Origin of the sequence: Microbacterium sp. MYb72 (assembly GCF_002979415.1) — a bacterium.
Lineage (GTDB): Bacteria > Actinomycetota > Actinomycetes > Actinomycetales > Microbacteriaceae > Microbacterium > Microbacterium natoriense.
Genome location: NZ_PCOT01000022.1, coordinates 11293 through 36548, shown reverse-complemented (window position 1 = coordinate 36548; position 25256 = coordinate 11293). Strand labels below are relative to the sequence as shown.

Sequence of the window (25256 nt, the reverse complement as noted above, 5' to 3'; positions counted from 1 at the left end):
CATGACCGACAACCGGCGGCTGCGCACCCAATGGCTGGGTGCGCAGCCGATCGGCGGCCTCTTCGCGCTGCCGTACTTCGTCTTCGTGATCGCGATCTTCGCGTATCCGCTCGCCTTCGCCGTCTACATCGCCTTCCACGACTACTTCTTCACCGCCCCCGGCACGGAGGTCGAGCGCCCGTTCGTCGGCTTCGACAACTTCGTCACGGTGCTCACCGACCCGCGGGTCATCGACTCGTTCCGCAACACGCTCGTGTTCCTCGTGATCAACGTGCCGCTGACCGCGGTGCTGTCGCTGATCCTCGCGGCGGCGCTGAACACCGGCATCCGCTGGGTCGCCGCCTACCGCGTGGCGTTCTACGTGCCGTATCTGACGGCGAGCGTCTCGCTCGTGGGCGTGTGGATGCTGCTGTTCTCGGGCAACGGACTGATCAACACGATCCTCGGCCCGCTCGCCCCCGACCCCTCATGGCTCGTCAACAGCGGACTCGCGATGCCGATGATCGCGCTGTACGTGACGTGGAAGCAGCTGGGCTTCTACATCCTCCTGTATCTGGCAGCACTGCAGAACGTGCCGAAGGAGCTGTACGAATCGGCCGAGACCGACGGCGCCGGCATCCTCTCCCGATTCCGTCACGTGACCGTGCCCGGCGTCCGCAGCGCGACGACCCTCGTGCTGATCCTCTCGATCATCACCGGCGCCAACCTCTTCACCGAGCCCTACCTGCTCACGAACGGCGGCGGCCCCGACGGCGCCTCGTCCACCCCCGTGCTGCTCATCTACCAGCTGGGCATCCAGCAGCAGAACCCCGACACCGCAGCGGCGATCGGCATGATCCTCGTGGTCCTGGTCGGGATGCTGTCGCTCGCCGCCAACCGCGCGACCAGGGAGCGATGATGACCCGCAGACGTTCAGTCCCCCGCATCCTGAGCATCATCGTGCTCACGATCGCGGCAATCGGCTTCGCCTTCCCGTTCTACTTCATGCTCGTGGGGGCGTTCCAGAAGAACCCCACGAACTCCCCGAACGAGCTCTTCCCGACGAGCGGGTGGACGGTCGACAACTTCGTCGCGATCGACTCGCGCATCGACCTGGCGGGTTCCCTGCTGAACTCGCTCGTCTTCACGGCGGGCGTGCTGCTCGGCACCGTCGTGTTCGGGCTGCTCGCCGGCTACGCGATCGCCCGGCTCGACTTCCGCGGTCGCGGGGTGATCTGGGTGCTCATGCTGCTCGTGCAGATGGTGCCGTTCCAGCTGCTCATGATCCCGCTGTACGTGCAGATCACGCGCAGCTACGGCCTGGGCGACTCGTATCTGGGCATGATCCTGCCGTTCCTCATCAACACGACCGCGGTGTTCATCTTCACGCAGTTCTTCAAGGCGCTGCCCGTGGAGATCTTCGAGGCGGCGCGGATCGACGGGGCCGGTGAGATCCGCCTGCTGACCTCGGTGGCGCTCCCGCTGATCCGACCGGTGCTCGTGACCGTCGTGCTGGTGACCTTCATCGGCCCGTGGAACGAGTTCCTGTGGCCGTTCCTCATCACCAAGGATTCGAGCCTTCAGCCGCTCGCCGTGTCCCTCGCCAACTACATCTCGAACGTGGCGCAGTCCACCGCCAACCCCAACGGCGCGATCCTCGCGGGCGCCACCGCCCTCGCGTTCCCCGTCGTGATCCTGTTCATCGTCTTCCAGCGGTTCTTCACCGCCACCGACCTCGGCGCCGCCGTCAAGGGCTAGCCCAGAAAGGCATCCATGTTCACCGGAGCATCCTTCCCCCTCGGACCGTTCACCCCCTACGAGGGCAACCCCATCCTGCGCCCCCGCGGCGAGAGCTGGGAGTCGGCCAACCTGTACAACCCGGCCGCGCTGGTCGACGGCGACGAGGTCGTGCTGCTGTACCGCGCGCACGCCGACGACATCGTGTCGCACATCGGCATGGCCCGCTCCCGCGACGGGGTGACCTTCACGCGAGAGGATGCTCCGATCCTCTCCCCGTCCGAGGATTACGAGCGCTACGGCTGCGAGGATCCGCGCATCGCGCTGATCGACGGCACCTACTACCTCACCTACACGGGCTGGGACCGCCGCAGCGCCCAGCTGTGCCTGGCGACCTCGACCGATCTGCGCACCTGGACCAAGCACGGCCCGCTGTTCGAGGACTTCGACACGTTCAAGACCATGGACCCGCGCGGCTTCAACTGGTCGAAGGCCGGCGTGATCGTGCCGCAGCGGATGCACGGCAAATGGTGGATGTACTTCGGCGAGGGCGCGATCTACTGGGCCACGAGCGACGACCTCATCCACTGGACGCCGGGCACCGCAGACACCGACCCCATGTACTCCCCCACGCCGGGCACGTGGGACGAGGCCCTGGTCGAGATCGGCGCCTCCCCCGTGCTCGCCGACAACGGACTGCTCGTGTTCCTCACGAACGGCGCGACCCGCACGATCAACGACGACGGCTCGGTCGACGTCGACTACCGCTGCGGGCAGATCGCGATCGACCCCGACGAGCCGACGAAGGTCATCGCCCGGCTGCAGGAGCCGTGGCTGCGGCCGCAGTCGTTCGAGGACCTGCACGGACTCATCTCGAACGTGACCTTCATCGAGGGGCTCGTGAAGTTCCACGGCAGGTGGTTCGCGTACTACGGCCAGTCCGACACCACCCTCGCCGTCGCGATCCACGATCCGGCGGAGCCGTGGGGCCGCGCGCTGCGCGAGCCCGCGGCCGACCTCTCCTGATCGCCCCTCACGAACCCCGCTCCACCGACAGCACGAAGAAGTGATGACATGGACACCTCACGACGCACCTTCCTGACCATCGCGGCGACGGCATCCGCCCTCGCCCTGATCCCGGTCGACGCGGCCGTCGGCGCGACGACCGCAGCTCCAGGGCTCGCCGGTCCGCTGCCGCTCGACGCCGCCCGACGCCCGCGCCTGACGAATCTCGCGCACCTGCGTTTCCTGCTCGCCGACGTTCCCGTCACCGCGAGCGCCGAGCACACCACGTTCGGCATCGACACCCGGCCGACAGTGCGGGCGCCGTGGACCTACGCGGATGCCGGCGGCGCGGGCGGCTTCCGCCGCGTCGGAGGAGGGAACCGCGATGCGGTGACCGGCTACTGGAGCCAGGGTGCGTATAACGCCGACGACATCGCGCGTGCGGCCGTCGTGCTGCTGCGGGATTGGAAGGCGACGGGCGACGCGCAGAGCCGCGACGAGGCGCGCGACCTGCTGCGCTCTCTCGCCTTCCTGCAGACCGCGACCGGACCGAACGCGGGCCGTGTGGTGCTGTGGCAGCAGGAGGACGGCACGCTGAACCCCAGCGCGATCCCGGTCGAGCTGCCCGATCCGTCGGACTCGGCGGAGTCGTACTGGCTCGCCCGGTCGGTGTGGGCGTTCGGCGAGGGCTATGCCGCGTTCCGTCGGGAGGATGCCGCTTTCGCGGAGTTCCTGCTGGCGCGGCTGCACCTGTGCCTCGACGCGCTCGGACGCGAGTCGCTCGGCCGTGCCGGGCAGTGGGTGCGCAGCGACGGCAGGAGGCTTCCGGCCTGGCTGATCGCGGGAGGGGCGGATGCCACGGCTGAGGCCATGCTCGGCCTCAGCGCCGCCGCCGAAGCGGGTGACTCCCGCAGTCGCGGTGCCCTGCAGACTTATGGCGAGGGTGTGGCCGCGATGGCGACGGATCCGCGGGCGGGCTGGCCGTTCGGGGCCGTGCTGCCGTGGACGGGCTCGCTGGGCTTCTGGCACGCGTGGGGCTCGGCCGCTCCGGAGGCGCTCGCCCGCGCGGGTGCTGTGCTGCGCCGCCGCGACTGGACGACGGCGGCCGCGGCCGATGCCGGGCGCTTCACGCCGCAGGTGCTCGCGGCGGGCGGACCGAGCAACGCCTGGGCCCCGCTTCCCGCCGAGGCGCAGATCGCCTACGGCGCGCACGGACGCGTGGCCGGTGCGGTCGCCGCGGGCGGCGAGGGACACCGTCTGCTCGCGGGCCTGGCCGCCGGATGGTTCTTCGGCGCCAACACCGCCGGCATCCCGACGTACGACCCGGCGACCGGCGTGACGTTCGACGGCGTCGAGACCGACGGCCGCGTGAACCGCAACTCCGGCGCGGAGTCCACGATCCACGGGCTGCTGACCATGCTGCTGCTCGACGCGAACCGCGACATCGCGCAGATCGCGACATCGATCACGGGGTTGAGCTCGCACTCGGGTCTGCGCGTGATCGACGCCGAGACCGCCCGGCTCTCCCCCGGCGGCACGGTCGTGCGACCGGCCGGCGGGGCCTGGACCGGCGAGGGCAACCTGTCGGGAGGGGCGTACGTGCAGGTCCCGCGGGGTGAGTGGGTGGAGTTCGACGTGACGGAGGTGGGCGGCATCCTGCACGGTCTCATCTGGCGGCAGGCAGCGGATGCCGGGGATGCCGTGTGGGAGGTGTTCCGCGGACGACGTCGCCTGTGGACGACCAAGACCTCAGCGGGCGGGACCGGCGACCGCGGACTCACCGAGGCAGACGGCATGCTCGTGCCGCAGCTGCTCGGCGGGGACCTGCCTGCCGAGCAGGTCACGGTGCGCTGCACGAGTCGGGGCGACGTGCGGCTCGACGCACTGGTGATCCAGCCGCGCGTCGTGAGCGCGGTGTACGCGACCACGACGGGGTCCGCGGTGCTCTATGCCAACGGCTCCCGGTCGGACGAGCGGGTCGCCCCGCTGGCGCCCGGCAGCGGTCGGGCCTACGACGCGGACGGATCGCAGCACGGCCAGGCCGCCCAGGGAGGGCGGGTCCGCGTGCGCGGCGAGGGCTTCACGATCACGCGCGGCTGAGACGGTCTCTGACGAGGGGCATCGTGCAGTTCTCTTCCAATGACCGATGCTTCTCCGACGCCGGGCAGAATGTGAGCGCGCAGATGCACGCGTTCAGGTGCAGAACCACCAGCGGTGCCATCGCGTTCTCCATTGCGACTTGCACGGCTCTCTTGAGAAGAACTTTCACGCACGCGGCGAGAATCCGTGATCCGGCGACTTCCTCGCCTACAAGCTCATCGATGACCGCGCCCGGCACATCGATGATCCTCTGCAAGCCCAGCGCTACCTGCTCGAAGAGCTGACACAATACGTGACCTGAGCGAGGAATGCGGGCATCGCCAGTGGGAGTGAGCGCGTCGATGAGGTCGAAAGTCGCGTCACGGAGTCGGCCGTCAGGCGGACTCAACATGAGGTCGACCACACTCTCACTGAGTTGAGTGATCAAGCGGTACTGATTGTCATAGCGCCGCGCCTCCGGTCGCGACGCTGGTGAGATTCTGCGTGGGGCAGACCAGGCATCGGACGTGCGCTCCGCCCAGTCTGACGAAGGCGTCGCTCCAGTTCTATGAATCGGGCAACGCTGCCTCCCACTCTCAGTGCGGTGCAGCCCAGTAACTTTCGCGGTGCATTGGCTGTAGCTCACATTTCCCCCTCGAAGATGCAATCGCCCGCTCCGGGCTGGCTCCCATTAGAGCACCACGTCGACGAGCAGAAAGACTGCACGGAGGCTGACCCGCAGTTGTGTGGGTGAGTTCTGGGAGCCGCGATGGGACGCTCTCTCGCGAACCACTCGGCCTCCGATGAAGGACGATCTGTATCGAACGGTTTCGAGTGCCCCCCACCGGCATGCCGATACTTCTTTTGAATCACTAAAAACAACGTGTACAGTCGAGGCATGGACACCGACCTCGACTCCGCGCTTCGCGACGCGGGTCTTCGTGCGACTGCGGGCCGCGTCGCCGTTCTCGAGGCGCTGGAGTCCATGGCCCACACGGATGCCGAGCGGGTCTACCGCGCGGTGTCCGACGTGCTTCCGACCACGTCGATCCAGTCGGTGCACAACATCCTCGCGGACCTGACGACGGCGGGCCTCATCCGCCGGATCGAACCGGCAGGCTCCGCGGCGCTCTACGAACGGCGCATCGGCGACAACCACCACCACGTCGTGTGCACCCGCTGCGGTGCCATCGGCGACGTGGACTGCGTCGTCGGCGAGGCGCCGTGTCTCACCCCGTCGAACACGGGGGGATTCACCGTGCAGACCGCAGAAGTCACCTTCTGGGGCGTATGCCCCCGCTGCCAGGACGCCGCGCCCTAGAAACCTTACGGGTTCGTCAGAACTCCACCTGTGCGCCGCATCCCCCGGCATCATCGAACGACCCCTCACCCCGGCGTCGCTGCATCGACGCGCGTCGGGGACCCCACTGAACACCGATACGAGACGAAAGTGAACGCATGACCATGTCAGACCTCCCCGGCACCACGACCCAGACCGGCACGCCCGTCGCCAGCGACGCGCACTCCCTGACCGTCGGAGCAGACGGCCCCACGGTCCTCCACGACCGCTACCTCGTCGAGAAGCTCGCCTCGTTCAACCGCGAGCGCGTGCCGGAGCGCAACCCGCACGCCAAGGGCGGTGGCGCGTTCGGCACGTTCACCGTGACCGAGGACGTGTCCGCCTACACCCGCGCCGCCGCGTTCCAGCCCGGAGCCGTGAGCGAGACGCTGCTCCGCTTCTCGTCCGTGGCGGGCGAGCAGGGGTCCCCCGACACCTGGCGCGACGTGCGCGGCTTCGCGCTGCGCTTCTACACGACGGAGGGCAACCTCGACATCGTCGGCAACAACACCCCGACGTTCTTCCTGCGCGACGCGATGAAGTTCCCCGACTTCATCCACTCGCAGAAGCGCCTCGGCGACTCGGGTCTGCGCGACGCCGACATGCAGTGGGACTTCTGGACGCTCTCCCCCGAGACCGCCCACCAGGTCACCTACCTCATGGGCGACCGCGGCCTGCCGGCATCCTGGCGCCACATGAACGGCTACGGCTCGCACACCTACCAGTGGGTCAACGCCGAGGGCGAGCGCTTCTGGGTGCAGTACCACTTCCTGTCGAAGCAGGGCGTGGAGCGGATGGATGCCGCCGAGGCCGAGAAGCTCGCGGGATCGGATGCCGACTACTACCGTCGCGACCTGTTCGACGCGATCGCCCGCGGCGACAACCCCTCGTGGGACGTCTTCGTGCAGGTCATGCCGTACGAGGAGGGCAAGACCTACCGCTTCAACCCGTTCGACCTCACCAAGACGTGGTCGAAGAAGGACTACCCGCGCATCAAGGTCGGCACGTTCACCCTCGACCGCAACCCGCAGAACTTCTTCGCCGAGATCGAGCAGGCGGCGTTCTCGCCCGGCAACCAGGTTCCGGGCACGGGCATCTCGCCCGACAAGATGCTGATGGCGCGGGTGTTCGCGTACTCCGACGCGCAGCGCTACCGCATCGGCGCGAACTACAACCAGCTGCCGGTCAACCAGCCGCACGCGGCCGAGGTGCGCAACTACATGCACGAGGGCCAGATGCAGTACCGCTTCAACCCGGCCGAGCACCGCGTGTACACGCCGAACTCGTACGGGGCGGCCGGTGGACCCGCCGCAGACCCGGTTGCCGGCGTCGAGGCGAGCTGGGAGTCCGACGGCGAGCTGATCCGCGCCGCGGCCACGCTGCGCGTGGACGACGACGACTTCGGCCAGGCCGGCACACTGTACCGCACGGTCTTCGACGACGAGCAGCGCGCCCGGTTCCTGGACACCCTCACGGGTCAGGGCCGCAGCATCACCATCGACGCGATCCGCGAGCGCTTCTTCCAGTACTGGACGAACGTGGATGCCGCACTCGGCGAGGCGCTGCGCTCCCGCGTCTGACCCAGAAGGGGGACGGATGCCACGGCATCCGTCCCCCTTCTCTGTGTCCGCGGCTCCTTGTCGCATGTCTCGCATACCCATCCGCCCTCATCCGAAATTCGGAAGCATCTCAAGAAATCGGACCGTTTCGGGTCGATCATCCGAGATTCCGGCGATCGTCCGAAAATCGGATGCCGACTTCTGACCGACCGGAGTCAGGCGCGGGCGTCGTAGCGGGCGCGGGACTCCTCGATCGCAGGGTGATTCGCGAGGGCCCAGTCGCCGATCGTGCGGGCGATCGGGATGAGCGTCTCGCCGCGTTCCGTGAGCTCGTACTCCACACGGGGTGGCACCTCGGCGTGCACGGTGCGGGTGACCAGCCCGTCGCGTTCGAGCTGACGGAGCGTGAGCGTGAGCATCCGCTGGGAGATCCCGGGGATGTGCCGGAGCAGTTCACTGAAGCGCAGCCGGTCGCCGCGCAGCGTCGCGATCAGCAGCAGTGACCACTTGTCGCCGACCCGATCGAGCACCTCGCGGATCGCACGGCCCGCCCCCTCGTCGATCGAGCACGAGTTCTCGTAGTCGGGGAAGCCCGCCGCATCGCAGCCATCGCTGTGCGTCGGTGACACCGATGTGCCTTTTGCACCAGTCATCCGATTGCTCCATTCTTGGTTACTAATCGTAACAAACACACAGAACGGAACACGGATGCTCGTCGCACTCTGGATCGTCAACGGGCTTCTCGCCCTCGCCATGCTCGGCGGAGGCGGCATGAAGCTCGTCACCCCCAAGGCGACCCTCGCCGAGCGGGGCATGGCCTGGACCGAGGATTTCTCCGCCGGAACCGTCAAGGCCATCGCCGCGCTCGAGGTCGTCGGCGCGCTCGGGCTGATCCTCCCGCTGCTGACGGGGATCGCACCGATCCTCACACCCCTCGCCGGTACGGGCATCGCGATCATCATGATCGGCGCGGTCGTCGTGCACCTGCGTCGCAAGGAGGCCGCGACACCGGCCCTCGTCCTCGCGGCGCTGGCCGTCGCGAGCACCGTGCTCGGCTTCCTCGTCGTGCTCTGAGCGGCACCCGCCGCCGGATTCACACGCCCAGGACACGCACGACGCGGCCGCCCGGAGCACCTTCTGGGCGGCCGCGTCGCGACCTCACGAGCGGTCAGCCCCCCAGCCTCCGCCGCTCGGAGCTCCCTGCGCCTGGACATCCCCTGCCGGGCGGGCGCGTCTCTTCTTGACCTCGTAGCCGATGAGCAGGATGCCCAACCAGATCGGCCCCGCGATGACGGCGGTGCGGTAGTCGGGCGACAGGGCCATGAGCACGACCACCGCAGCCAGGAAGGCGAGGACGATCCAAGGAGTCACCCGGGCCCAGGGCAGTCGATACTCCAGCTTCTCGACACCTTCGGGCCCGATGCGCCGACGGAACTTCATCTGAGTGATCATGATCATCGACCAGTTGATGATCGCGGCGATGGTGGCGATCGACATCAGGTAGCGGAATGCGAAATCCGGCCAGACGAAGACCACGATCACGGCGATGACCGTGACCGCGGAAGATGTCAGCACACCTGCGACGGGGACCCCCGAGTTCGAGATGCGGCGCAGATATGCGGGGGCGTTGCCCTGGCGGGCAAGCGAGTACAGCATCCGCGCGTTGGAGTAGAGACCGGAGTTGTACACCGAGATGACCGCCGTGAGCACGACGAGATTGAGGATGTGAGCGGCGCCCGGGATCCCGATGCGATCGAAGATCTGCACGAACGGGCTCGTCTGACCGTCGAGGCTGGCCCAGGGCACCACCGCCATCACCACGGCGAGCGCTCCGACATAGAAGATCAGGATTCTCGGGATGACTTGATTGATCGCCTTCGGGATGGTTCTGCGCGGGTTCTCCGCCTCTCCGGCCGTGATTCCGATCAACTCCGTGCCGCCGAACGAGAACATCACGACGACGAGCACAGCCAGGGTCCCGGTGAGCCCGAAGGGGAAGAACCCCTGGTCGAACAGGTGAGCGAAGCTCGGGTCAGGGAGATCCGCGCTGTTGTTGATCCGGAAGACGATGACGATCGCTCCCAGCACGATCATGCCGATCACGGCGACGACCTTCACCAACGCGAACCAGAACTCGAACTCGCCGAAAGTGCGCACTCCGATGAGATTGATGCCGGTGATGAGCACCAGGAACACCGCCGCCGACGCCCACGTCGGCACTCCAGGGAGCCAGTAGTTCACGAAGGATCCGACGACTGCGAGCTCGACCATCGACACGGCGATGTAGTTGAACCAGTAGTTCCATCCAGAGACGAAACCGGCGCGTTGACTCCAGTTCTCGTTCGCGTAGTGACTGAAGGCGCCGGATACCGGATTGTCCACCGACATCTCCCCGAGAGCGCGCACGATGAGGAAGATCATCGCGCCACCGACGATATAGGCGAGCAGCACCGAAGGCCCCGCCATCCCGATCGCTTCGGATGAACCGTAGAACAATCCCGTCCCGATCGCGCCCCCGAGCGCGATCATCTGGATATGACGATTCTTCAGGCCGCGCTTGAGCACGGGGATGCTGGCCGTCACGGCTTTCGCCGCCGTAGGTGAACTTGCGGACATGCTCAACTCCCTTGTTCAGCTTCGTCCATGATATTGCACTATTGTGACGATCGACACAATAGTGAAATAGCGACGGGGGTGTCTTTCCGTCACAACTGGGGGAACCGCCCAGGGACTCCCACCCTGAGGAACTCGCCGCGGTCGACGCCCTCCACCCCGCCGATCGGGCCAAGATGGATGCGTGGCCGTTCCTCTCGCTGACCTGACCCGCATGCCCGAGCCGCAGCAGGTGTACTCCGCCGACGGCACCCGTCTCGCGACCTACACGTGGGGCGACCTCGACGCGCCCGTCGTCGTCGCCGTGCACGGTTTCGCCTCCAACGCGCGCGACAACTGGGTGCTCACCGGGTGGGTCCGCGACCTCACCCGCGCCGGCTACCGTGTGCTCGCCCTCGACCAGCGCGGCCACGGTCTCAGCGAGAAGCCGCACGAGCCCGGCGACTACGGCATCCGCACCCTGGCCACCGACGTCGAGACGGTGATGGACGCCTACCTCGTCGACGACGCGTACTACCTCGGCTACTCGCTCGGCGCGCGCGTGGGGTGGGAGGTCATCCGCGACCTGCCGCAGCGCATCGGACGCGGGGTGCTCGGCGGCGTTCCAGACGGCATCCCCCTGGCCCGGCTGAACCTCGACCAGGTGCGTGCGTTCCTCGCCGACGGCGCTCCCGTCGACGACCCCACGACGCAGAACTACATCGCCCTCACCGAGCGGGTGCCCGGCAACGACCTGCGCGCCCTGATCGCGCTCGCGGAGGGCATGCGCGCCTCCCGCACGATCGACCCCGACCCCGCCGACGCCCCGTCGAGCCCGATCCTCTTCGCCACAGGGTCGAAGGACGCGATCATCGAGGGGTCGAGGGCCCTGGCGGCCGCGGCCCCGCACGGGAGCTTCTTCGAGATCCCCGACCGCAACCACTTCAACGCCCCTGGTTCGCGCGCCTTCAAGGAGGCCGCGCTGGCGTTCCTCGCCGAGGGCTGACCGCGGCGCCTGGCGCCCGCGCCACACGACAGAGGCCGACGCCCTCCACGAGGAGGAGCGTCGGCCTCGGTGCGCGGATCAGAGAGCGGCGCTCTCCTCGCGCTTCGGCAGCACCCATCCCGCGCGCGGGAAGTGGCAGGTGTAGCCGTTGGGATAGCGGATCAGGTAGTCCTGGTGCTCGGGCTCGGCCTCCCAGAACGGGCCCTCGGGCTCGATCGTGGTGACGGCCTTGCCGGGCCACAGCCCCGAGGCGTCGACGTCGGCGATCGTGTCGCGCGCGACCTGCTCCTGCTCGGGGGAGAGCGGGAAGATCGCCGACCGGTAGCTCGACCCGATGTCGTTGCCCTGACGGTCCAGGGTCGACGGGTCGTGGATCTGGAAGAAGAACGCGAGGATGTCGCGGTACGACGTCTTCGACGGGTCGAAGACGATCTCCACGGCCTCCGCGTGACCGGGGTGGTTGCGGTAGGTGGCGTGGTCGTTCGACCCGCCCGTGTAGCCGACCCGGGTGTCGAGCACGCCGGGCTGGCGGCGGATCAGGTCCTCCATACCCCAGAAGCAGCCGCCGGCGAGCACGGCGGTCTCGGTGCCGGTGGTGCGGGTGATGGTTCCGGTGTCGGTCATGACTGCTCCTCGATGGGGGTGTCGGTGTGGGTGAAGAGGTCGCTGTATCGACCGTAGCCCTCTTCCTCCAGGCGGGATGCCGGGATGAAACGCAGGGCCGCGGAGTTCATGCAGTAGCGCAGGCCGCCGTCCTCGACGGGTCCGTCATCGAAGACGTGCCCGAGGTGGCTGTCGGCGCCGGTGGAGCGCGCCTCCGTGCGCGACATCCACAGTGTGCGGTCGGTGCGGGTGGTGACGGCATCCGCGTCGATCGGCTTGGTGAAGCTCGGCCATCCGGTTCCGCTGTCGAACTTGTCGAGGGAGGAGAACAGCGGCTGGCCCGAGACGACGTCGACGTAGATGCCGTCGTCATGGTTGTCCCAGTAGGCGTTGCGGAACGGCGGCTCGGTGCCGTCGCGCTGGGTGACCTTGTACTGCGCGTCGGTGAGGGCGCCGACCGCCTCGGCCGTCTTGCGGTAGTCGTGCGACATGATGCTCCTTGTCTGACGCGGCTGGCTGCAGCGTCATAAGGGAGAACGGATGCCGGCGCCGTTTTGGTCCCGCGGGGCTGGGAGCGCGCTGTGAGTTTCTGCGGACTCGGTAGAGTTGCTCCCCGACACTCGAAACAGGGGGACGCCCATGTCCGTTGGACTGCTCGCCGTCGTCGACGACATCCTGAGCGCCGCGATGAAGGCCTCGGCCAAGGCCGCTGGCGTCGTGATCGACGACGCCGCCGTCACACCGCAGTACGTGCAGGGCATCTCGCCCGCGCGCGAGCTGCCCGTGGTCGGCAAGATCGCGCTCGGATCTCTCGCGAACAAGTTCCTCATCATCATCCCGGTGGCGCTGCTGCTCACGGCCTTCGCCCCCTGGGTGCTGCCGTACCTGCTGATCCTCGGCGGGGCCTACCTCTGCTTCGAGGGCGCCGAGAAGGTGCTCGAGTGGTTCGGCGTGCAGCACGGCCATGAGGACGAGGGCGCCCGCGACGAGAGGAAACTCGTGTTCGGCGCCGTCCGGACCGACCTGATCCTGTCGACCGAGATCATGCTCATCTCGCTCGCGAGCCTCGACAAGGGGCTCGACATCTGGATGACGCTCGCGATCCTCGCCGTGATCGCCCTGGTCATGACCGGCGTCGTCTACGGAGCGGTCGCCCTGCTCGTGAAGATCGACGACATCGGCCTGAAGATGGCCGAGAGCTCCGACAAGCGGGTCAGCCGCAACGGCACCCGCCTGGTGAACGCGATGCCCGCGGTGTTCCGCTTCATCAGCATCCTGGGCACCGTCGCGATGCTCTGGGTCGGCGGGCACCTCGTGCTCGTGAACCTCGCCGAGGTGGGCGTGCACTTCGGCGCCGACATCCTGCACGGCATCGAGGAGCTCCTCCATGCCGCGGGCCCGGTGATCGTGTGGATCGGCGACACCCTGTTCTCGGCGATCGCCGGCCTCGCGGTCGGCCTCGTCATCGTCGGCATCGTGCTCGGCATCGGACGGATGCTGGGCAAGAAGGTCGAGTTCCACGAGGGCGAGGAGTCGCCGAGCGCGGTTCGCCACTGACGCCCGCTCGCCGTTCCACGGCGACATCACGTGACGTCGCCGAAAGCACGGCTTGTCGACGTCGACATCACGTGCACTCGGCGAGTGCACACGACGTCGGCGCTTACGGGCGACGCGCCGCGTCCAGCCAGCCCGTGCAGAGTCGGGCGATCGCCGCGCTGTCGGCCCAGGTCATCTCCGGAGCCTCGACCCGCCCTTCGGCGAGCGCGAGCGACACGGCATCCGCCTCCGCGCCCATCGGCTGCACGACCGGGACGGTCACCACACGCTCCTCCGCACCGCGTCGCAGGATGAGCGAGGAGGGACTCTCGGTGCGGCTGCCCCAGGCATCGGGCATCACGATGTCGCCGTCGGCGCAGTGCAGCACGGCGGCCCCAGGCATCTCGCGGATGACGGCCGTGCGCAGCTCGACCGCGAGGTCGCCGATCGTCAGGTGCGCCGTGGTGTCGGCATCCACCCCGTTCACCCATTCGGCGCTCACGTCGCCGAAGGCGGCCGGAAGCCCACCGCGCCCGGACACGGTCGCCACCTCGATCGCGAGGGATGCCGGATAGCAGCCCACGTCGAGGATCGCTCCCCCGGCGAGCGCCGGGTCGAACGCGCGACCGGTGCGCGGGGACTGGTCGTAGCCGAAGCCCGCGACGAGCGAGAGCGGCTCCCCCAGCTCACGGTCGGCGATCAGCCCGCGCAGCAGGTCGGCGAAGGGACCGAAGCGCTGCTTGAACGCCTCGACGAACGGGCGCCCCGAGCGCGCCGCGGCCGCGAGCACCAGATCGGTCTCCGCGGCGGTCGGGGTGATCGGCTTCTCGCACAGCACCGCCTTGCCCGCCTCGAGCGCGCGGATCGCGAGAGCCGAGTGCGTCGTGTGCACGGTGCCGATGTAGACGGCATCCACGTCTTCTCTGGCGAGGATCTCGTCGTAGGCGCCGGATGCCGCGGCGCCGTGCTCGGCGGCGAAGGCCGCAGCCCGCTCCGGCGCGGAGCTGCCAACGGCGTGCAGCACGCCGAGGTGCGAGCTCCGGAGCCCCGTGGCGAAGTCCCCGCTGATCACTCCCGGGCCGAGCACGGCCCATCGCGTCCTGGTCATGGCGATCTCCTTCTGCGCTGCGGCTGGGCTCTCGAGGGCACCTGGCGGTGGCACGGATGGCGGCGGCCGCTGCCGCGACGGGCAGACCCTCGACGTCGATCATCGCAGAGCAGGCGCGGCGCACCGAGCGCCCGCACATCGGAGCCGGCGAACATGCCGAAGCCGGGGCGCGACCCGCGACCGTGTGCCGTATCCTCGGCTCCATGTCTTCCGCACGCCGTCGCCGTCGATCGCGACCACGTCCGGCCTCCGTGCCCGCCGCGACCGTGAGACGCGACGCCGACCGCTGGTTCCGCGAGCAGGGTCTGCCGACCTTCGTGCCCCTGCGCCGCTGGTTCACTGATCTGCCTCGACGCGTCGCCCCGCTGCTCACCTGGGTCACCGTCGCCGGGTTCCTCCTCACGGGCGGGCTCACCCTCGCGCTCGGCATCGCCATCGGGCTCTACGGCGACGACGACGAAGACGACACTGTGATCGCCGTGCTCGTGCTCGTGCTGCTCCTGCTCGCGCTCGCCATCGCCTGGCTCGCCTTCGCGCTCGTGCGGTTCGCGGTGCGACGGCTGCCCGTCGGCATCGGGACGGCGGTCGCGGCATCCGTCATCGTGCTGTGCGCCGCGGCCCTCATCGCCGGCGGCTACGCCGTCGACCGCCAGGCCACGGTCAGCCCGGTGCTCGAGACCCTGGTGATCATCGCGGTGTGCGTGCTCATCACCGGCATGGGCGGCGGCGCCCTCATCTCCTGGGCCTCGCGCCTCGCCGTGCGCAACGCCTCCGCCATCGGCCACATGGCGTCGATCGCCCTCCCGGTGATCCTGATGCTCGTGGTGTTCGCGTTCTTCTCCGCCGAGGTCTGGCAGATGGCGTCCGCGCTGCACGGCTCCTCGCTCGCCCTCGTCGGCCTGGTCATCGGAGCCCTCGCGACCATCGTCGTGCTGCGCGTGAGCGCGGGCGAGATCGACGACGAGACCTACGCCCCGACGCCCGAGCAGCGCGCCGCGCTCCTGCTCGACACTCCCGCCGAGCGCATCGGCGCGGCGTCCGGCTCCCGGCATCCGCTCCGGTGGCCGCAGCGGATGAACATCCTGCTCGTCATGACGTTCGCGCAGCTGCTGCAGGCGCTGTTCTTCGCGGCGCTGCTGTGCGCCCTGCTGATCGTCATCGGGTCGGTCGCGATCCCGTTCGGCGTCGTCGAGCTCTGGGTCGGACCGGGCAGCGCCACCCAGCCGCTCCCGGTCGAGCCGCTCGTGATCGGCGGCGCCAAGCTCACCGTCACCGTCAACCTCATCAAGGCGGCCACCCTGCTCTCGCTGATCGCGACGCTGCCGTTCATCTTCTCGGCGGTGAGCGAACCCCGATACCGGGAGCGCTTCTTCGACCCGATCATGGTCGACCTGCGCCGCGCGATCGTCGTGCGCGACGCCCTGAGCACGAAGGCGAACCTGTGACCATCGCATTCCTCCTCACCACCCTGGTCGTGGCGGCCACGCCGGGCACCGGAGCGGTCTACTCGATCGCCGCCGGGCTCTCGCGCGGGACCAGAGCCGGCGTCATCGCCGCGTTCGGCTGCACGCTCGGCGTCATCCCGCACATGATCGCCGCCATCACCGGTCTCGCCGCGATCCTCAACGCCTCGGCAATCGCGTTTCAGACCATCAAATGGCTGGGCGTCGCCTACCTGCTGTACCTCGCGTGGCAGACGCTCCGAGACCGGTCGGCGCTCGACGTCGAGAAGAGCGCCGAGCCGGTGTCGTCGTGGCGCGTCATCCGCACCGCTGTGCTCATCAACGTGCTGAACCCGAAGCTCACGATCTTCTTCTTCGCTTTCCTGCCGCAGTTCGTGCCGGCGGGGGCCCCGGATGCGACGTGGCAGATGGTGTGGCTGAGCCTGGTGTTCATGGCGGTGACCTTCGTGGTCTTCGCCATCTACGGCGCCTTCGCCGCGGCCATGCGCACGCACGTCATCACGCGACCGCGCGTGATGACGTGGCTGCGCCGTACCTTCGCCGCGACCTACGTGCTGCTCGCCGGACGGTTGGCCGTGGAGCGCGCGTAGAGCGGTCGACGCCCTATGCCGAGGCGGTGAAGAGTGCTCCGGCGGCGATCTCCGCCAGACGGTGGTCGCGGCTCTCTTCATGCGCGGTGATCGTGACGACAGCATCCGCCGCGTCGTCGATGACGACGTACTGCCCGTATCGTCCGTCGAGACGCCAGCACCGACCGGGCCCTTTCCACGTGGCGAACCCGTACGCCGCGTAGTCGCCGTCGGCGCCAGACGGGAGCCAGTCGGAGTGCATCCGCTCGATCCACTCTGCGCTTACGAACCCCGCACCGCGATCGCGAAGCACCCGCCCTATGCGTGCGAGCTCCTCGGTGCGCAGTTCCAGACCGCTGCCGCCAACGATCCATCCCCTCGGACAGCGATGCCATTGCGGATTGTGGATACCCAGGGGAGTGAACAGCCTCGGCATCAGCCAGTCTCTGACGTCGCCGACGACGGCGCCGAGCATCCGCATCGCGACGTACGTGCTCGCATCGGAGTACTGGAACGCCCGGCCGCCGTCGTTGGAGGGCCGGGAGAGCATCTCGACGGCGAGATCCGGCCACGTCACGGGGTGATCGCCGAACCATTCGAAGTCGATTCCGCTGGTCATCGTGAGCAAGTGCTGCAGAGTCACCTTCTCGGCATCGACGCCGGGCCTCGCCACCTGAAGAACGTCGACGGCTCTGGAGTCCAGCGAGAGGATGCCCTCATCGACCGCGATCCCCGCGGCGAGCGCGCTGACCCCCTTCGACACCGAATACAGATTCACACGGTCGTCGCTTCGCCACCGGTGTGCGGCAGTGTCGTCGCCGATCAAGACGTGGATGCCGTAGGCCCCGAGTTCCTCCGCATCCACCTCTGCGACGATGCGGCGGAGAACATCATCGGCACGCGGAGCGCTCTTCATCGCGCCAACCCGAGGAAGACGATCAGGGCGCGTTCCACCTCGGCGAGCTGCGCCGTGGCAAGGCGACCGATACGCGTGCTCACGTTCACCCGCCGCACCGTGGTGAGCTTGTCGATCATGACGTCGCTGTCCTTCTCGAGGCCGTTGAGCTCGGTCGACGGTATCCGGATCCTCAGCAGCGGAGCATCGACCGCGTGCGTCGTCAGAGGCAGCACCGTCACCGAATCGGTACCGCCGAACAGATCGTCCTGGACGATGAGGGCGGGTCTCGGTTTCGACGAGTAGACGCCGCCTGCGACGGTCCAGAGCTCTCCGCGGATCACTCCGAGTCGCCCCACGGCTCGGAGATCGACTCGATGTACGCCTGCTCGGCCTGAGCGAAGGGATGCGCGGCGATGAGAGCGGTCTGACGAGAGGCCTCCACCGCGAACGACGGGTCTCTGACGTCTGGCACCCAGACCTGAAGCGGCCGCAGTCCTCTCTCGCGCATCCTCCGCCGGTACTCGGCGACCCGTTCCCTTCCGGTCATGCACCAGATTGTTACATGTAACGTTCGCGGGGACAAGGTCGAAGGTGAGAACGTCCCTGAATTCTGGCGGTCATGCCGGTGCACCGCGGCCACGATCGCCGCGTCCTTCGACTCGTGTGGAGAACTCATCGCACGATGCCCATTGTGAAGAGAGAAAGTCCCCCGCACCTCGGCAGCGGAAGCCGTTCGACCCTGCAGGCGCCCTCCGCTGACACGAATCGTCGGGAAGCAGTCGCATCCTGGTAGCGTCGGCCTCGCGCTCCCGAAAGCGCAGAGGAGACCGACGTGCACATCAGAGACGCCGAGATCGTCGACCTCGAGACGATCACCGAGATCTACAACGACGCCGTGCAGAACACCACCGCGATCTGGAACGAGCGCACCGTCGACGTCGACGACCGCGCCGCCTGGCTCGCCGACCGTTTCCGCGCCGGATACCCGGTGCTCGTGGCATCCGACGACGACGGCGTCCTCGGGTACGCGACGTTCGGCGACTGGCGCCCGCACGACGGGTTCCGGCACACGGTCGAGCACTCGGTGTACGTCCGCGGCGATCAGCGCGGGCGCGGCATCGGCAAGGCGCTCATGAACGAGCTGATCGCTCGCGCCCGTGCGATCGGGAAGCACGTCATGGTGGCTGCTGTGGCGAGCGAGAACACCGGTTCCATCGTCCTGCACGAGAGGCTCGGCTTCGTCGAGACCGGGCGGATGCCGCAGGTGGGCGTGAAGTTCGGCCGATGGCTCGATCTGACGTTCCTGCAGCTGGCCCTCGACGACGCCCCCGCGCCCCGCGCATGAACCTCCTCACCTGGCTCGTCGAGGTCTTCAACTCGCACTGGACGCTCCCCGGCGGGCAGACGCTCCTGATCCGCGAGGTCGTCGGCAACGTCTTCGGACTGGCGAGCGCGCTCGGTGGGATGCGGCGCCGGGTGTGGGCCTGGCCGGTCGGCATCATCGGGAACCTGCTGCTGCTCACGGTCTTCCTCGGCTCGATCCTGAGCCCGGAGCACGAGCTGCCGAGCCTGCTCGGACAGGCCGGCCGCCAGGTGATGTTCATCGCGGTCGCGATCTACGGGTGGGTGCGCTGGCGCCAGGCCTCATCGGACGGCGGCCAGGTGACGCCGCGGTGGGCGCCGTGGAGCGCGCGCATCGGCATCGTGCTCATCATGGTGATCGGCACCGTCGCGCTCACGCCGCTGTTCCGGCTTCTGGGCTCGTGGGAGCCGGTGTGGGCGGATGCCTGGACCTTCGTCGGCTCCCTCATGGCGACGTACGGCATGGCGAGGGGCTGGACCGAGTTCTGGCTCATCTGGATCGCCGTCGACGTGGTCGGCGTGCCGCTGCTGTTCAGCTCGGGCTTCTACGCCACGGGGTTCATGTACGTGTTCTACGGGGTGTTCACCGCGATCGGGTTCGTGGTCTGGGCTCGGGCGCAGAAGGGCGACAAACCCCAGGTCGACACGCTGCTCCCGGCACCCCAGGTGCAACGCCCCGAGGAGACCCCCTAGCCACGACGGGACTCAGTGCCGGACGCGCGCCAGGAACTCGGCCGTCGCCGGATGCTGCGGGGCGTCGAAGATCTGCTCGGGCGGACCCTGCTCGACCAGCACGCCCTCCTTCAGGAAGACGACGCGATCGGCGACCTCTCGGGCGAACGACATCTCGTGCGTGGCCATCACGATCGTGGTGCCGCGGCGCTTGAGCTCGCGCACGAGATCGAGCACCTCGCCGACGAGCATGGGGTCGAGCGCGCTGGTGATCTCGTCGAGCAGCAGCACCTCCGGCTCGGTGAGGATCGCCCGCACGATGGCGACGCGCTGCTGCTGACCGCCGGAGAGCCGGTCGGGGTACTCGTCGGCCTTGTCGCCGAGGCCGAGGGTCTGGAGCAGCTCGCGGCCCCGGGCGCGCGCCTCCGACGCGGAACGGCGGTGCACCTTGCGCGCCGCGAGGGTGATGTTCTCGAGCACGGTCAGGTGCGGGAAGAGGTTGAAGTGCTGGAATACGACGCCGATGCGCGCGCGCACCCTGTCGGCATCCACCCGCGGATCGGTGATGTCGTCTCCGCTGAGGAAGATCTGTCCGTCGTCGACCCGCTCGATGAGGTTCATCGTCTTGAGCAGCGTGGACTTGCCCGAGCCCGAGGCTCCGATCAGCACGACCACCTCGTGCGGCTCGACGGCGAGGTCGAGTCCGCGGAGCACGTCGTGATCGCCGAAGCGCTTGCGCACGCCCCTGGCCTCGATGACGGGAACGGTCATACGACGCCTCCGGCCTGCTCGCGCCTGTTGAGCCGCGCCGTGACGGCATCCGTGAATCGGATCATCGGCCAGCTGAGGATGATGAAGAACAGCCCCGCGACGACGTAGGGCGTGTAGTTGTAGGTGTCGGCGACCTGCAGCTGCGCGGCGCGCACCGCGTCGATCACGCCGAGCACCGAGATGAGCCCGACGTCTTTCTGCATCGACACGAAGTCGTTCATGAGAGCGGGCACGACCTTGCGCACGCCCTGCGGGATCACGACGATCCGCAGCGTCTGCGCGTGGCTGAGCCCGAGGGAGCGCGCGGCCACGCGCTGCGAGGGGTGCACGGCCTCCATGCCGGCGCGGAGCACCTCGGAGACGTAGGCCGAGTACGTGACGATGATCGCGATGGTTCCCCAGAACGCCGGGGGCATGCGCGGGAAGATCATCAGCGCGGGGATGCCGTAGCCGATCAGGTAGAGCACGATCAGCAGCGGGACGCCGCGGAAGAAGTCGGTGTACGTTGCGGCGAGCGCGCGCAGCGGGAAGAACACCGGACCTCGGAGCGAGCGCATGGTGGCGAGCAGCGTGCCCAGGATCGCCACGCCGACCGCGGCGATGACGAGCACGAGGAGGTTGGTGAGCAGACCCTGGAAGATCGGCCCGATGCTCTTGAGCGCGATCTCGGGGTCGAAGAACGTCTGCCGGACGACCGCCCACCCCGGGGTGTTGACGACGATGATCGCGACGACGCCGATCAGCACGACGCTGCTGACGAACGCGATCAGGACAGACCGGGTCGTCGCCCTGCGCCGCAGAGCGCGGCGCGACAGCTCGAGCTCGCTCGGCTGCCACGCCGTCTCGGCGGAGGTGTTCGTCACTTCAGGACGGGGACGTCGACCGCGTCGCTGAGCCACTTCTGCTGCAGCTCGTCGAGCGTGCCGTCGGCGCGCAGAGCATCGACGGCCTTGGTGACGGCGGGGGTGAGGGCCGACCCCTTCGGCAGCACGAAGGCGAACTCGTCGCCGCCGTCGGAGCTGGCGAACTGGCCCGTGACGGAGGAGTCGTCGACCACGGCGCCGGTGACGTAGAACGCGCCGGGCAGGTCGGTGATCATGGCGTCGATCTGGCCGGCCTGCAGCGCGAGCACGACGTCGTCGACCGTGTTGAAGACGCTGAGGTTCGCCTCGCCGAGCTGTGCCTTGGCGACGGTGTAGCTGGTGGTGCCTGCGGCGACGCCGACCTTCGCCTTCTTGAGGGCGTCGATGGTCGTGGCGGATGCCGCGGGCGAGCTGTTCAGCGCGACGACGGCCTGCGTGGTCGTGTAGTACGGCGACGAGAAGTCGACGGCCTTCTTGCGCTCGTCGGTGACCGAGAACTGCTGGATGTTGATGTCCCAGTCCTTCGGGCCGGGGGCGATCGCGGCGTCGAAGCCGGTGCGGGTCCAGACGATGTCGGCGGCGTCGAAGCCCAGCTCCTTCGCGACCGCGTTCGCGACCGCTCCTTCGAAGCCCTTGCCGTTGGAGGGGTCGTCGTCGACGAACCACGGCTCGTAGTTGGGCTCGCCGGTCGCGATGGTGAGCTTGCCGGCGGTGACGGTCTGCAGCTCGCCGTCGGCGCCGGTCGTGGGCGAGGTGGTCGGGCCGCTCGCGCAGGCGGCGAGGGACACGGCGGCGGCGACCGCGATGGCGGCCGCTGCGGCGCGGCGAAGAGTGCGGGAGACGGTCACGTTTACTCCTGAAGAGTGCTCGGGTTTTGGTTAAGAGTAGGGGACTCGGCGAGTCGCCAATCGGCGAAGTCGAAACCTGGGGAAACGAAGCAGGAGACCAGCACTTCCTGGTCGTCGAGAGGTCGGGCGGCCTGCCAGACGCCGGCGGGCACGAGCACCTGCGCGGCATCCGTCCCGCTGAGCACGATCGCGGTCGCCGCACCCGGCTGCTCGCCGTCGCCGCCGAGGCTCAGCTCGAGCCGGCCGGGTCCGTGCCACAGCCACAGCTCGTCGCTCGTGACGACGTGCCATTCGCTGCGCTCGTGGGGCTGCAGCAGGTAGTGGATGCAGGTGCCGGCCGGGCGCGGGCCGTTCGGCGTCTCGACGGCGAGCGGGCTCGTCCAGGTGCGGCGGAACCAGCCGCCCTCGGGGTGCGGGGCGAGGTCGAGGCGCTCGGCGGTGGCGGGTCGGTCAGCGATCACTGGACGGCTCCTTCGACGCGTTCGCGTGGATCCTCGGACGTGTCGTCTCGCTTCGCTCGCTCAACGACCGAGACGCCGAAGCTGTCGCTCGCCCACCGGACCTCCCCCGAGACGACGGTGGCCGCGGCACGCCCCGCGCCGTCTTCGACGAGCTCCTGGATCGAATCGGGCCCGGCCGGCACATCGAAGAACGTGAGGTCGGCGAGCGCGCCGACCGCGAGGTAGCCGGTGCGGTCGGGGCCGACGTCGATGCCCATGGAGTGGGCTCCGCCGATGGTCGCGGCTCCGAGCAGCCGGGCGTGCAGGTCGCGGTCCGTGTAGCCCTGCGAGCGGGCGATGCGCGCGAGCTCGGCGACGTCCGCGAGCACGTCGAGCGACGGGCTCGACGACAGCGAGTCCGTGCCGACGGCGATCGGGCTGCCCTCGCGCAGATACGCGGCGATCGGCGGCTCCTCGAGCCCGATCACGGCGTTCGACCGCGGACACAGCGCCACGGTCGTTCGACGTTCGCGCAGGATCGCCCGGTCGCGGGCGCTCATGTACACGCCGTGCGCGATGTGGCAGTCGGGCCCGAGCACCCCGAGCTGGTCGACGAACTCGGTCGCGCTGGTGCCGAAGCCCGCCTCGCGCAGTTCCTGGAAGCTCGCGAGCCCTGCCGTGTGCCAGGCCTGCGGATGCTCGTGCGCGAACTCGCTCTCGAAGGCGGCCTCGCCGAGGTGGATGTGGATGCGCCCGCCCCGCTCGCGGACGATGTCGGGGATCTCCAGCAGCGGTTCGATGTCGAGCGAGTACGGCGCGTGGGGCGAGAGCCCGGTGCCGGGGGGCGTGGGCAGGGCGTCGAGAGCCTGCTCGACCTGCGCGCGTCCGGTGCGGGCCCAGTCGGCGTTGGTCCAGCTCATCACCTCCCAGTAGGTGATGCCGTGCAGTCGTGCGTCGTGCAGGGCGGATGCCGCCGACGGATCGGTGACGACGTCGGCGACGGCCGTGGTTCCGGAGCGGAGCGCCATCTCGGCGCCGGCCGCGGCATCCGCCCCCCAGTCCCGTCCGGCCTCGTAGACCGGGTCGAACGCCTGCACCCAGTCGTCGAATCCGGTGTACTGCCCGCGGCCGACGACGGCCATGCCCGTGTACTGCAGGTGGGTGTGCGCGTTGACGAGTCCAGGGGTGAGGACTCCGGGCCAGTGCACCTCGTCGTGGGCGAGTCCGCGCTCGGACAGCGAGCGCAGCACCCAGGCACGCTCCCCCACGTGCATGATGCGCCCGTCGCGCACGGCGACGGCGCCGTCGACGATGGGCGGCGCCGTGACCGGGACGACGAGTCCTGCGGAGTAGACGGTGATCATGACGAGACCCCCAGGTAGCGACGGGAGCGCCACTCGTCCTGCGCCTCGCGCTGGGCGGCGCTGCGCTCGTCGAGACGGTCGCCCCGCGCATCGGCGGCGGCGAGCGCGATGGCGCGATCGGCCTCGGCGGGGAACGGATGGAGTCCGGCGGGGAGCTCGCGTGCGAGCAGCTGCTCGACGGCCCCGAGCTGCACCGCGAAGGAGAGGTCCATGATCTCGATCGGGTTGCCTTCGGCGGCGGCGAGGTTCACGCAGCCGCCGCGGGCGATCAGGAGGGCGCCGTCTCCCGCCCGGTCGAGGTGCGCGCCGACCGGTCGCAGCGCCGAGGCGTCGACGTCGACCTCGCCCGGCACTCCGCCCGCCACCGCGACGATCCGCGCGACGACGAGCGTCTCCGCGTCGACCGTGTGCGGCGCACCGGTGGCGGAGACGACCAGCGCACCCGGCGCGAGCTCGCGGAGCGGTCCGATGCGGAATCCGTCGTGCGCCGCCCGCAGCGCCCGCACGGGGTCGGTCTCGGCCACCGCGATCTCGGCGCCGAGCGCGCGCAGGTGCGCGGCGACCCCCTCGCCCACCGGGCCGTAGCCGACCACGACGGCGAGCTGGTCGCGCACGCCGATGCCCGCAGCGTCGAGCACATCGGCGATCGCGAACACGCACGACTGACCGGTGCCGTAGCGGTTGTCGAACGACGTCTTCATGGCCGCGTCGTTCACGGCGATGACGGGGATGCCGAGCAGTCCGCGGCTCTGCATCAGCCGCAGCGGGGTGAGTCCGCTCGTGGTCTCCTCCGCGGCGCCGCGCAGACCGGCGGCGAGCCTCTCCTCGTGGGCGAGGCGGATCAGGTGGGAGCCGTCGTCGAGCAGCAGGTCGAAGCCGCGCCGCAGGAACGCCACGGCGGCGGCGCGCTCCTCCGCACCCGAGAGCTCAGGGTCTCCGTCGACGGGGATGCCGCGGGCACGCAGCACATCGGCCACCTCGACGTCGATCTCGTCGGGGTGGGCGTACACGACGACATCGGCTCCGGCGTCGCGCAGCAGCAGTGCGAGCTGGGCGGTCTTGGGCTCCAGCACCATCGCGATGCCGATCCGGATGCCGCGCACGACGCCCTCCTCGCGCAGGCGCGCCGCGACCAGTGTCGAGACCGGCATGTGCGCGCCCGCGTTGTCGACGCGGTCGGCCGCGGTCACCCGTGCGGGCAGAGCCGTCCCGTGGATGAGGATGTCGGGATCCTGCCCCGGTGCGAAGGTCACGCCACCAGAGCCCAGGTGAGCACCCAGAGCGGCCAGCAGGCGGCGGAGCTCGTGCGAGACGGCATCCGCGCCCTCCACCGCGAAGGTGCGACCGGCGACGAGCAGGTTGGTCTCGCGGGCGAAACGGCGCACGAGACGCTCGGCGGACGTGGTCGGGTCGGTCACCGCTCAATCGTATTGCTCGGGCGGCGCGCCGAGCGCTCCGTGTAC

The 25256-nt window shown here is 69.0% G+C and carries 28 protein-coding genes; 13 read left to right on the top strand and 15 right to left on the bottom strand.

Features of this window, described 5'->3' with window-relative positions; genetic code table 11:
• The first annotated feature begins 1 nt into the window (after nt 1).
• The 4 genes from CQ047_RS12970 to CQ047_RS12955 are packed head-to-tail and all read left to right on the top strand — an operon-like array spanning nt 2 to nt 4821.
• Entirely contained in the window at nt 2-898 is an 897-nt protein-coding gene (locus CQ047_RS12970; RefSeq protein ID WP_105675905.1) for a carbohydrate ABC transporter permease, read from the top strand.
• On the top strand, nt 895-1737 hold the full coding sequence (locus CQ047_RS12965; RefSeq protein ID WP_105675903.1) for a carbohydrate ABC transporter permease: 843 nt from the start codon (nt 895-897) through the stop codon (nt 1735-1737). The genes CQ047_RS12970 and CQ047_RS12965 overlap by 4 nt, the downstream gene beginning before the upstream one ends.
• A gap of 15 nt (nt 1738-1752) precedes the next feature.
• Nucleotides 1753-2742 (top strand): glycoside hydrolase family 130 protein, encoded by a 990-nt coding sequence (locus CQ047_RS12960; RefSeq protein ID WP_105675901.1) that lies wholly within the window; start codon nt 1753-1755, stop codon nt 2740-2742.
• 48 nt (nt 2743-2790) lie between these two features.
• Complete coding sequence (locus CQ047_RS12955) at nt 2791-4821, top strand: hypothetical protein (protein WP_105675899.1); 2031 nt, start codon at nt 2791-2793, stop codon at nt 4819-4821.
• Here CQ047_RS12955 and CQ047_RS12950 read toward each other — a convergent pair.
• On the bottom strand, nt 4808-5248 hold the full coding sequence (locus tag CQ047_RS12950; protein ID WP_146114349.1) for a hypothetical protein: 441 nt from the start codon (nt 5246-5248) through the stop codon (nt 4808-4810). The genes CQ047_RS12955 and CQ047_RS12950 overlap by 14 nt on opposite strands.
• Before the next feature lie 450 nt (nt 5249-5698).
• On the opposite strand from CQ047_RS12950, the gene CQ047_RS12945 reads away from it, so the two are divergent.
• Together CQ047_RS12945 and CQ047_RS12940 are read left to right on the top strand one after the other, a co-directional pair.
• Entirely contained in the window at nt 5699-6121 is a 423-nt protein-coding gene (locus tag CQ047_RS12945; protein ID WP_105675895.1) for a Fur family transcriptional regulator, read from the top strand.
• Between the two features lie 143 nt (nt 6122-6264).
• On the top strand, nt 6265-7719 hold the full coding sequence (locus tag CQ047_RS12940; RefSeq protein ID WP_105675957.1) for a catalase: 1455 nt from the start codon (nt 6265-6267) through the stop codon (nt 7717-7719).
• Nucleotides 7720-7913: 194 nt separating this feature from the next.
• On the opposite strand, the gene CQ047_RS12935 is transcribed toward CQ047_RS12940, so the two are convergent.
• Nucleotides 7914-8351 carry a helix-turn-helix domain-containing protein gene (locus CQ047_RS12935; RefSeq protein WP_105675893.1) on the bottom strand — a complete coding sequence of 146 codons (438 nt, stop codon included), beginning with the start codon at nt 8349-8351 and terminating at the stop codon, nt 7914-7916.
• A 55-nt stretch (nt 8352-8406) separates the two neighbouring features.
• Here CQ047_RS12935 and CQ047_RS12930 point away from each other — a divergent pair, with 55 nt between their 5' ends.
• A complete protein-coding gene (locus tag CQ047_RS12930; RefSeq protein WP_105675891.1) occupies nt 8407-8772 on the top strand; it encodes a DoxX family protein in 366 nt (121 codons plus the stop codon).
• Nucleotides 8773-8856: 84 nt separating this feature from the next.
• Here CQ047_RS12930 and CQ047_RS12925 read toward each other — a convergent pair whose 3' ends face one another.
• A complete protein-coding gene (locus tag CQ047_RS12925) occupies nt 8857-10314 on the bottom strand; it encodes an amino acid permease (protein ID WP_105675889.1) in 1458 nt (485 codons plus the stop codon).
• A gap of 181 nt (nt 10315-10495) precedes the next feature.
• Between CQ047_RS12925 and CQ047_RS12920 the strand changes: the two genes are divergently transcribed.
• A complete protein-coding gene (locus CQ047_RS12920; RefSeq protein WP_181155934.1) occupies nt 10496-11296 on the top strand; it encodes an alpha/beta fold hydrolase in 801 nt (266 codons plus the stop codon).
• A 78-nt stretch (nt 11297-11374) separates the two neighbouring features.
• Here CQ047_RS12920 and msrA read toward each other — a convergent pair whose 3' ends face one another.
• Both msrA and msrB read right to left on the bottom strand, forming a co-directional pair.
• The gene (gene msrA, locus CQ047_RS12915) at nt 11375-11920 is read right to left on the bottom strand and encodes a peptide-methionine (S)-S-oxide reductase MsrA (RefSeq protein WP_105675887.1); all 546 of its coding nucleotides are present in this window, start codon (nt 11918-11920) and stop codon (nt 11375-11377) included.
• The gene (gene msrB / locus CQ047_RS12910; protein WP_105675885.1) at nt 11917-12390 is read right to left on the bottom strand and encodes a peptide-methionine (R)-S-oxide reductase MsrB; all 474 of its coding nucleotides are present in this window, start codon (nt 12388-12390) and stop codon (nt 11917-11919) included. The genes msrA and msrB overlap by 4 nt, the downstream gene beginning before the upstream one ends.
• Nucleotides 12391-12538: 148 nt before the next feature.
• Between msrB and CQ047_RS12905 the strand changes: the two genes are divergently transcribed.
• Complete coding sequence (locus CQ047_RS12905) at nt 12539-13456, top strand: DUF808 domain-containing protein (protein ID WP_105675883.1); 918 nt, start codon at nt 12539-12541, stop codon at nt 13454-13456.
• A gap of 103 nt (nt 13457-13559) precedes the next feature.
• On the opposite strand, the gene CQ047_RS12900 is transcribed toward CQ047_RS12905, so the two are convergent.
• Entirely contained in the window at nt 13560-14543 is a 984-nt protein-coding gene (locus CQ047_RS12900) for a Gfo/Idh/MocA family protein (protein ID WP_105675881.1), read from the bottom strand.
• A gap of 203 nt (nt 14544-14746) precedes the next feature.
• Between CQ047_RS12900 and CQ047_RS12895 the strand changes: the two genes are divergently transcribed.
• Both CQ047_RS12895 and CQ047_RS12890 read left to right on the top strand, forming a co-directional pair.
• Nucleotides 14747-15988, top strand: a complete 1242-nt coding sequence (locus CQ047_RS12895; RefSeq protein ID WP_146114348.1) for a hypothetical protein — start codon at nt 14747-14749, stop codon at nt 15986-15988.
• Nucleotides 15985-16596, top strand: coding sequence for a LysE family translocator (locus CQ047_RS12890; protein ID WP_105675877.1), 612 nt, complete (start codon nt 15985-15987; stop codon nt 16594-16596). Before CQ047_RS12895 ends, CQ047_RS12890 begins: the two co-directional genes overlap by 4 nt.
• Nucleotides 16597-16609: 13 nt before the next feature.
• Here the strand turns inward: CQ047_RS12890 and CQ047_RS12885 are convergent, their stop codons facing one another.
• Genes CQ047_RS12885 through CQ047_RS12875 form a run of 3 tightly spaced genes read right to left on the bottom strand, consistent with a single transcriptional unit; the run spans nt 16610 to nt 18020 of the window.
• On the bottom strand, nt 16610-17491 hold the full coding sequence (locus CQ047_RS12885; RefSeq protein WP_105675875.1) for a serine hydrolase: 882 nt from the start codon (nt 17489-17491) through the stop codon (nt 16610-16612).
• A complete protein-coding gene (locus tag CQ047_RS12880) occupies nt 17488-17814 on the bottom strand; it encodes a type II toxin-antitoxin system PemK/MazF family toxin (RefSeq protein WP_105675873.1) in 327 nt (108 codons plus the stop codon). The genes CQ047_RS12885 and CQ047_RS12880 overlap by 4 nt, the downstream gene beginning before the upstream one ends.
• Entirely contained in the window at nt 17811-18020 is a 210-nt protein-coding gene (locus tag CQ047_RS12875; protein ID WP_105675871.1) for an antitoxin MazE-like protein, read from the bottom strand. Before CQ047_RS12875 ends, CQ047_RS12880 begins: the two co-directional genes overlap by 4 nt.
• A 285-nt stretch (nt 18021-18305) precedes the next feature.
• Between CQ047_RS12875 and CQ047_RS12870 the strand changes: the two genes are divergently transcribed.
• Both CQ047_RS12870 and pnuC read left to right on the top strand, forming a co-directional pair.
• Entirely contained in the window at nt 18306-18818 is a 513-nt protein-coding gene (locus CQ047_RS12870) for a GNAT family N-acetyltransferase (protein WP_105675868.1), read from the top strand.
• Nucleotides 18815-19528, top strand: coding sequence for a nicotinamide riboside transporter PnuC (pnuC, locus tag CQ047_RS12865; protein ID WP_105675866.1), 714 nt, complete (start codon nt 18815-18817; stop codon nt 19526-19528). Before CQ047_RS12870 ends, pnuC begins: the two co-directional genes overlap by 4 nt.
• A 12-nt stretch (nt 19529-19540) precedes the next feature.
• Here pnuC and CQ047_RS12860 read toward each other — a convergent pair whose 3' ends face one another.
• The 6 genes from CQ047_RS12860 to CQ047_RS12835 are packed head-to-tail and all read right to left on the bottom strand — an operon-like array spanning nt 19541 to nt 25211.
• On the bottom strand, nt 19541-20278 hold the full coding sequence (locus tag CQ047_RS12860) for an amino acid ABC transporter ATP-binding protein (protein WP_105675864.1): 738 nt from the start codon (nt 20276-20278) through the stop codon (nt 19541-19543).
• Nucleotides 20275-21141, bottom strand: coding sequence for an amino acid ABC transporter permease (locus CQ047_RS12855; RefSeq protein ID WP_105675862.1), 867 nt, complete (start codon nt 21139-21141; stop codon nt 20275-20277). Before CQ047_RS12855 ends, CQ047_RS12860 begins: the two co-directional genes overlap by 4 nt.
• Nucleotides 21138-21989, bottom strand: coding sequence for an ABC transporter substrate-binding protein (locus tag CQ047_RS12850; protein ID WP_105675860.1), 852 nt, complete (start codon nt 21987-21989; stop codon nt 21138-21140). Before CQ047_RS12850 ends, CQ047_RS12855 begins: the two co-directional genes overlap by 4 nt.
• 2 nt (nt 21990-21991) lie before the next feature.
• The gene (locus CQ047_RS12845; protein ID WP_258132642.1) at nt 21992-22450 is read right to left on the bottom strand and encodes a cupin domain-containing protein; all 459 of its coding nucleotides are present in this window, start codon (nt 22448-22450) and stop codon (nt 21992-21994) included.
• A complete protein-coding gene (locus CQ047_RS12840) occupies nt 22447-23793 on the bottom strand; it encodes an amidohydrolase family protein (RefSeq protein ID WP_258132640.1) in 1347 nt (448 codons plus the stop codon). The genes CQ047_RS12845 and CQ047_RS12840 overlap by 4 nt, the downstream gene beginning before the upstream one ends.
• Nucleotides 23790-25211: an adenosylhomocysteinase gene (locus CQ047_RS12835; RefSeq protein ID WP_105675858.1), complete on the bottom strand. Its 1422-nt coding sequence runs from the start codon at nt 25209-25211 to the stop codon at nt 23790-23792. The genes CQ047_RS12840 and CQ047_RS12835 overlap by 4 nt, the downstream gene beginning before the upstream one ends.
• Nucleotides 25212-25256: the final 45 nt, after the last annotated feature.

Bases quoted from the DNA above. Each gene is read 5' to 3' on its own strand.
- CQ047_RS12945 (WP_105675895.1), top strand. From the start codon at position 5,699: ATGGACACCGACCTCGACTCCGCGCTTCGCGACGCGGGTCTTCGTGCG.
- CQ047_RS12970 (WP_105675905.1), top strand. From the start codon at position 2: ATGACCGACAACCGGCGGCTGCGCACCCAATGGCTGGGTGCGCAGCCG.
- CQ047_RS12875 (WP_105675871.1), bottom strand. From the start codon at position 18,020: ATGACCGGAAGGGAACGGGTCGCCGAGTACCGGCGGAGGATGCGCGAG.
- CQ047_RS12840 (WP_258132640.1), bottom strand. From the start codon at position 23,793: ATGATCACCGTCTACTCCGCAGGACTCGTCGTCCCGGTCACGGCGCCG.
- CQ047_RS12955 (WP_105675899.1), top strand. From the start codon at position 2,791: ATGGACACCTCACGACGCACCTTCCTGACCATCGCGGCGACGGCATCC.
- CQ047_RS12905 (WP_105675883.1), top strand. From the start codon at position 12,539: ATGTCCGTTGGACTGCTCGCCGTCGTCGACGACATCCTGAGCGCCGCG.
- CQ047_RS12930 (WP_105675891.1), top strand. From the start codon at position 8,407: ATGCTCGTCGCACTCTGGATCGTCAACGGGCTTCTCGCCCTCGCCATG.
- CQ047_RS12960 (WP_105675901.1), top strand. From the start codon at position 1,753: ATGTTCACCGGAGCATCCTTCCCCCTCGGACCGTTCACCCCCTACGAG.
- CQ047_RS12935 (WP_105675893.1), bottom strand. From the start codon at position 8,351: ATGACTGGTGCAAAAGGCACATCGGTGTCACCGACGCACAGCGATGGC.
- CQ047_RS12900 (WP_105675881.1), bottom strand. From the start codon at position 14,543: ATGACCAGGACGCGATGGGCCGTGCTCGGCCCGGGAGTGATCAGCGGG.
- msrA (WP_105675887.1), bottom strand. From the start codon at position 11,920: ATGACCGACACCGGAACCATCACCCGCACCACCGGCACCGAGACCGCC.
- msrB (WP_105675885.1), bottom strand. From the start codon at position 12,390: ATGTCGCACGACTACCGCAAGACGGCCGAGGCGGTCGGCGCCCTCACC.
- CQ047_RS12860 (WP_105675864.1), bottom strand. From the start codon at position 20,278: ATGACCGTTCCCGTCATCGAGGCCAGGGGCGTGCGCAAGCGCTTCGGC.
- CQ047_RS12895 (WP_146114348.1), top strand. From the start codon at position 14,747: ATGTCTTCCGCACGCCGTCGCCGTCGATCGCGACCACGTCCGGCCTCC.
- CQ047_RS12965 (WP_105675903.1), top strand. From the start codon at position 895: ATGATGACCCGCAGACGTTCAGTCCCCCGCATCCTGAGCATCATCGTG.
- CQ047_RS12885 (WP_105675875.1), bottom strand. From the start codon at position 17,491: ATGAAGAGCGCTCCGCGTGCCGATGATGTTCTCCGCCGCATCGTCGCA.
- pnuC (WP_105675866.1), top strand. From the start codon at position 18,815: ATGAACCTCCTCACCTGGCTCGTCGAGGTCTTCAACTCGCACTGGACG.
- CQ047_RS12940 (WP_105675957.1), top strand. From the start codon at position 6,265: ATGTCAGACCTCCCCGGCACCACGACCCAGACCGGCACGCCCGTCGCC.
- CQ047_RS12925 (WP_105675889.1), bottom strand. From the start codon at position 10,314: ATGTCCGCAAGTTCACCTACGGCGGCGAAAGCCGTGACGGCCAGCATC.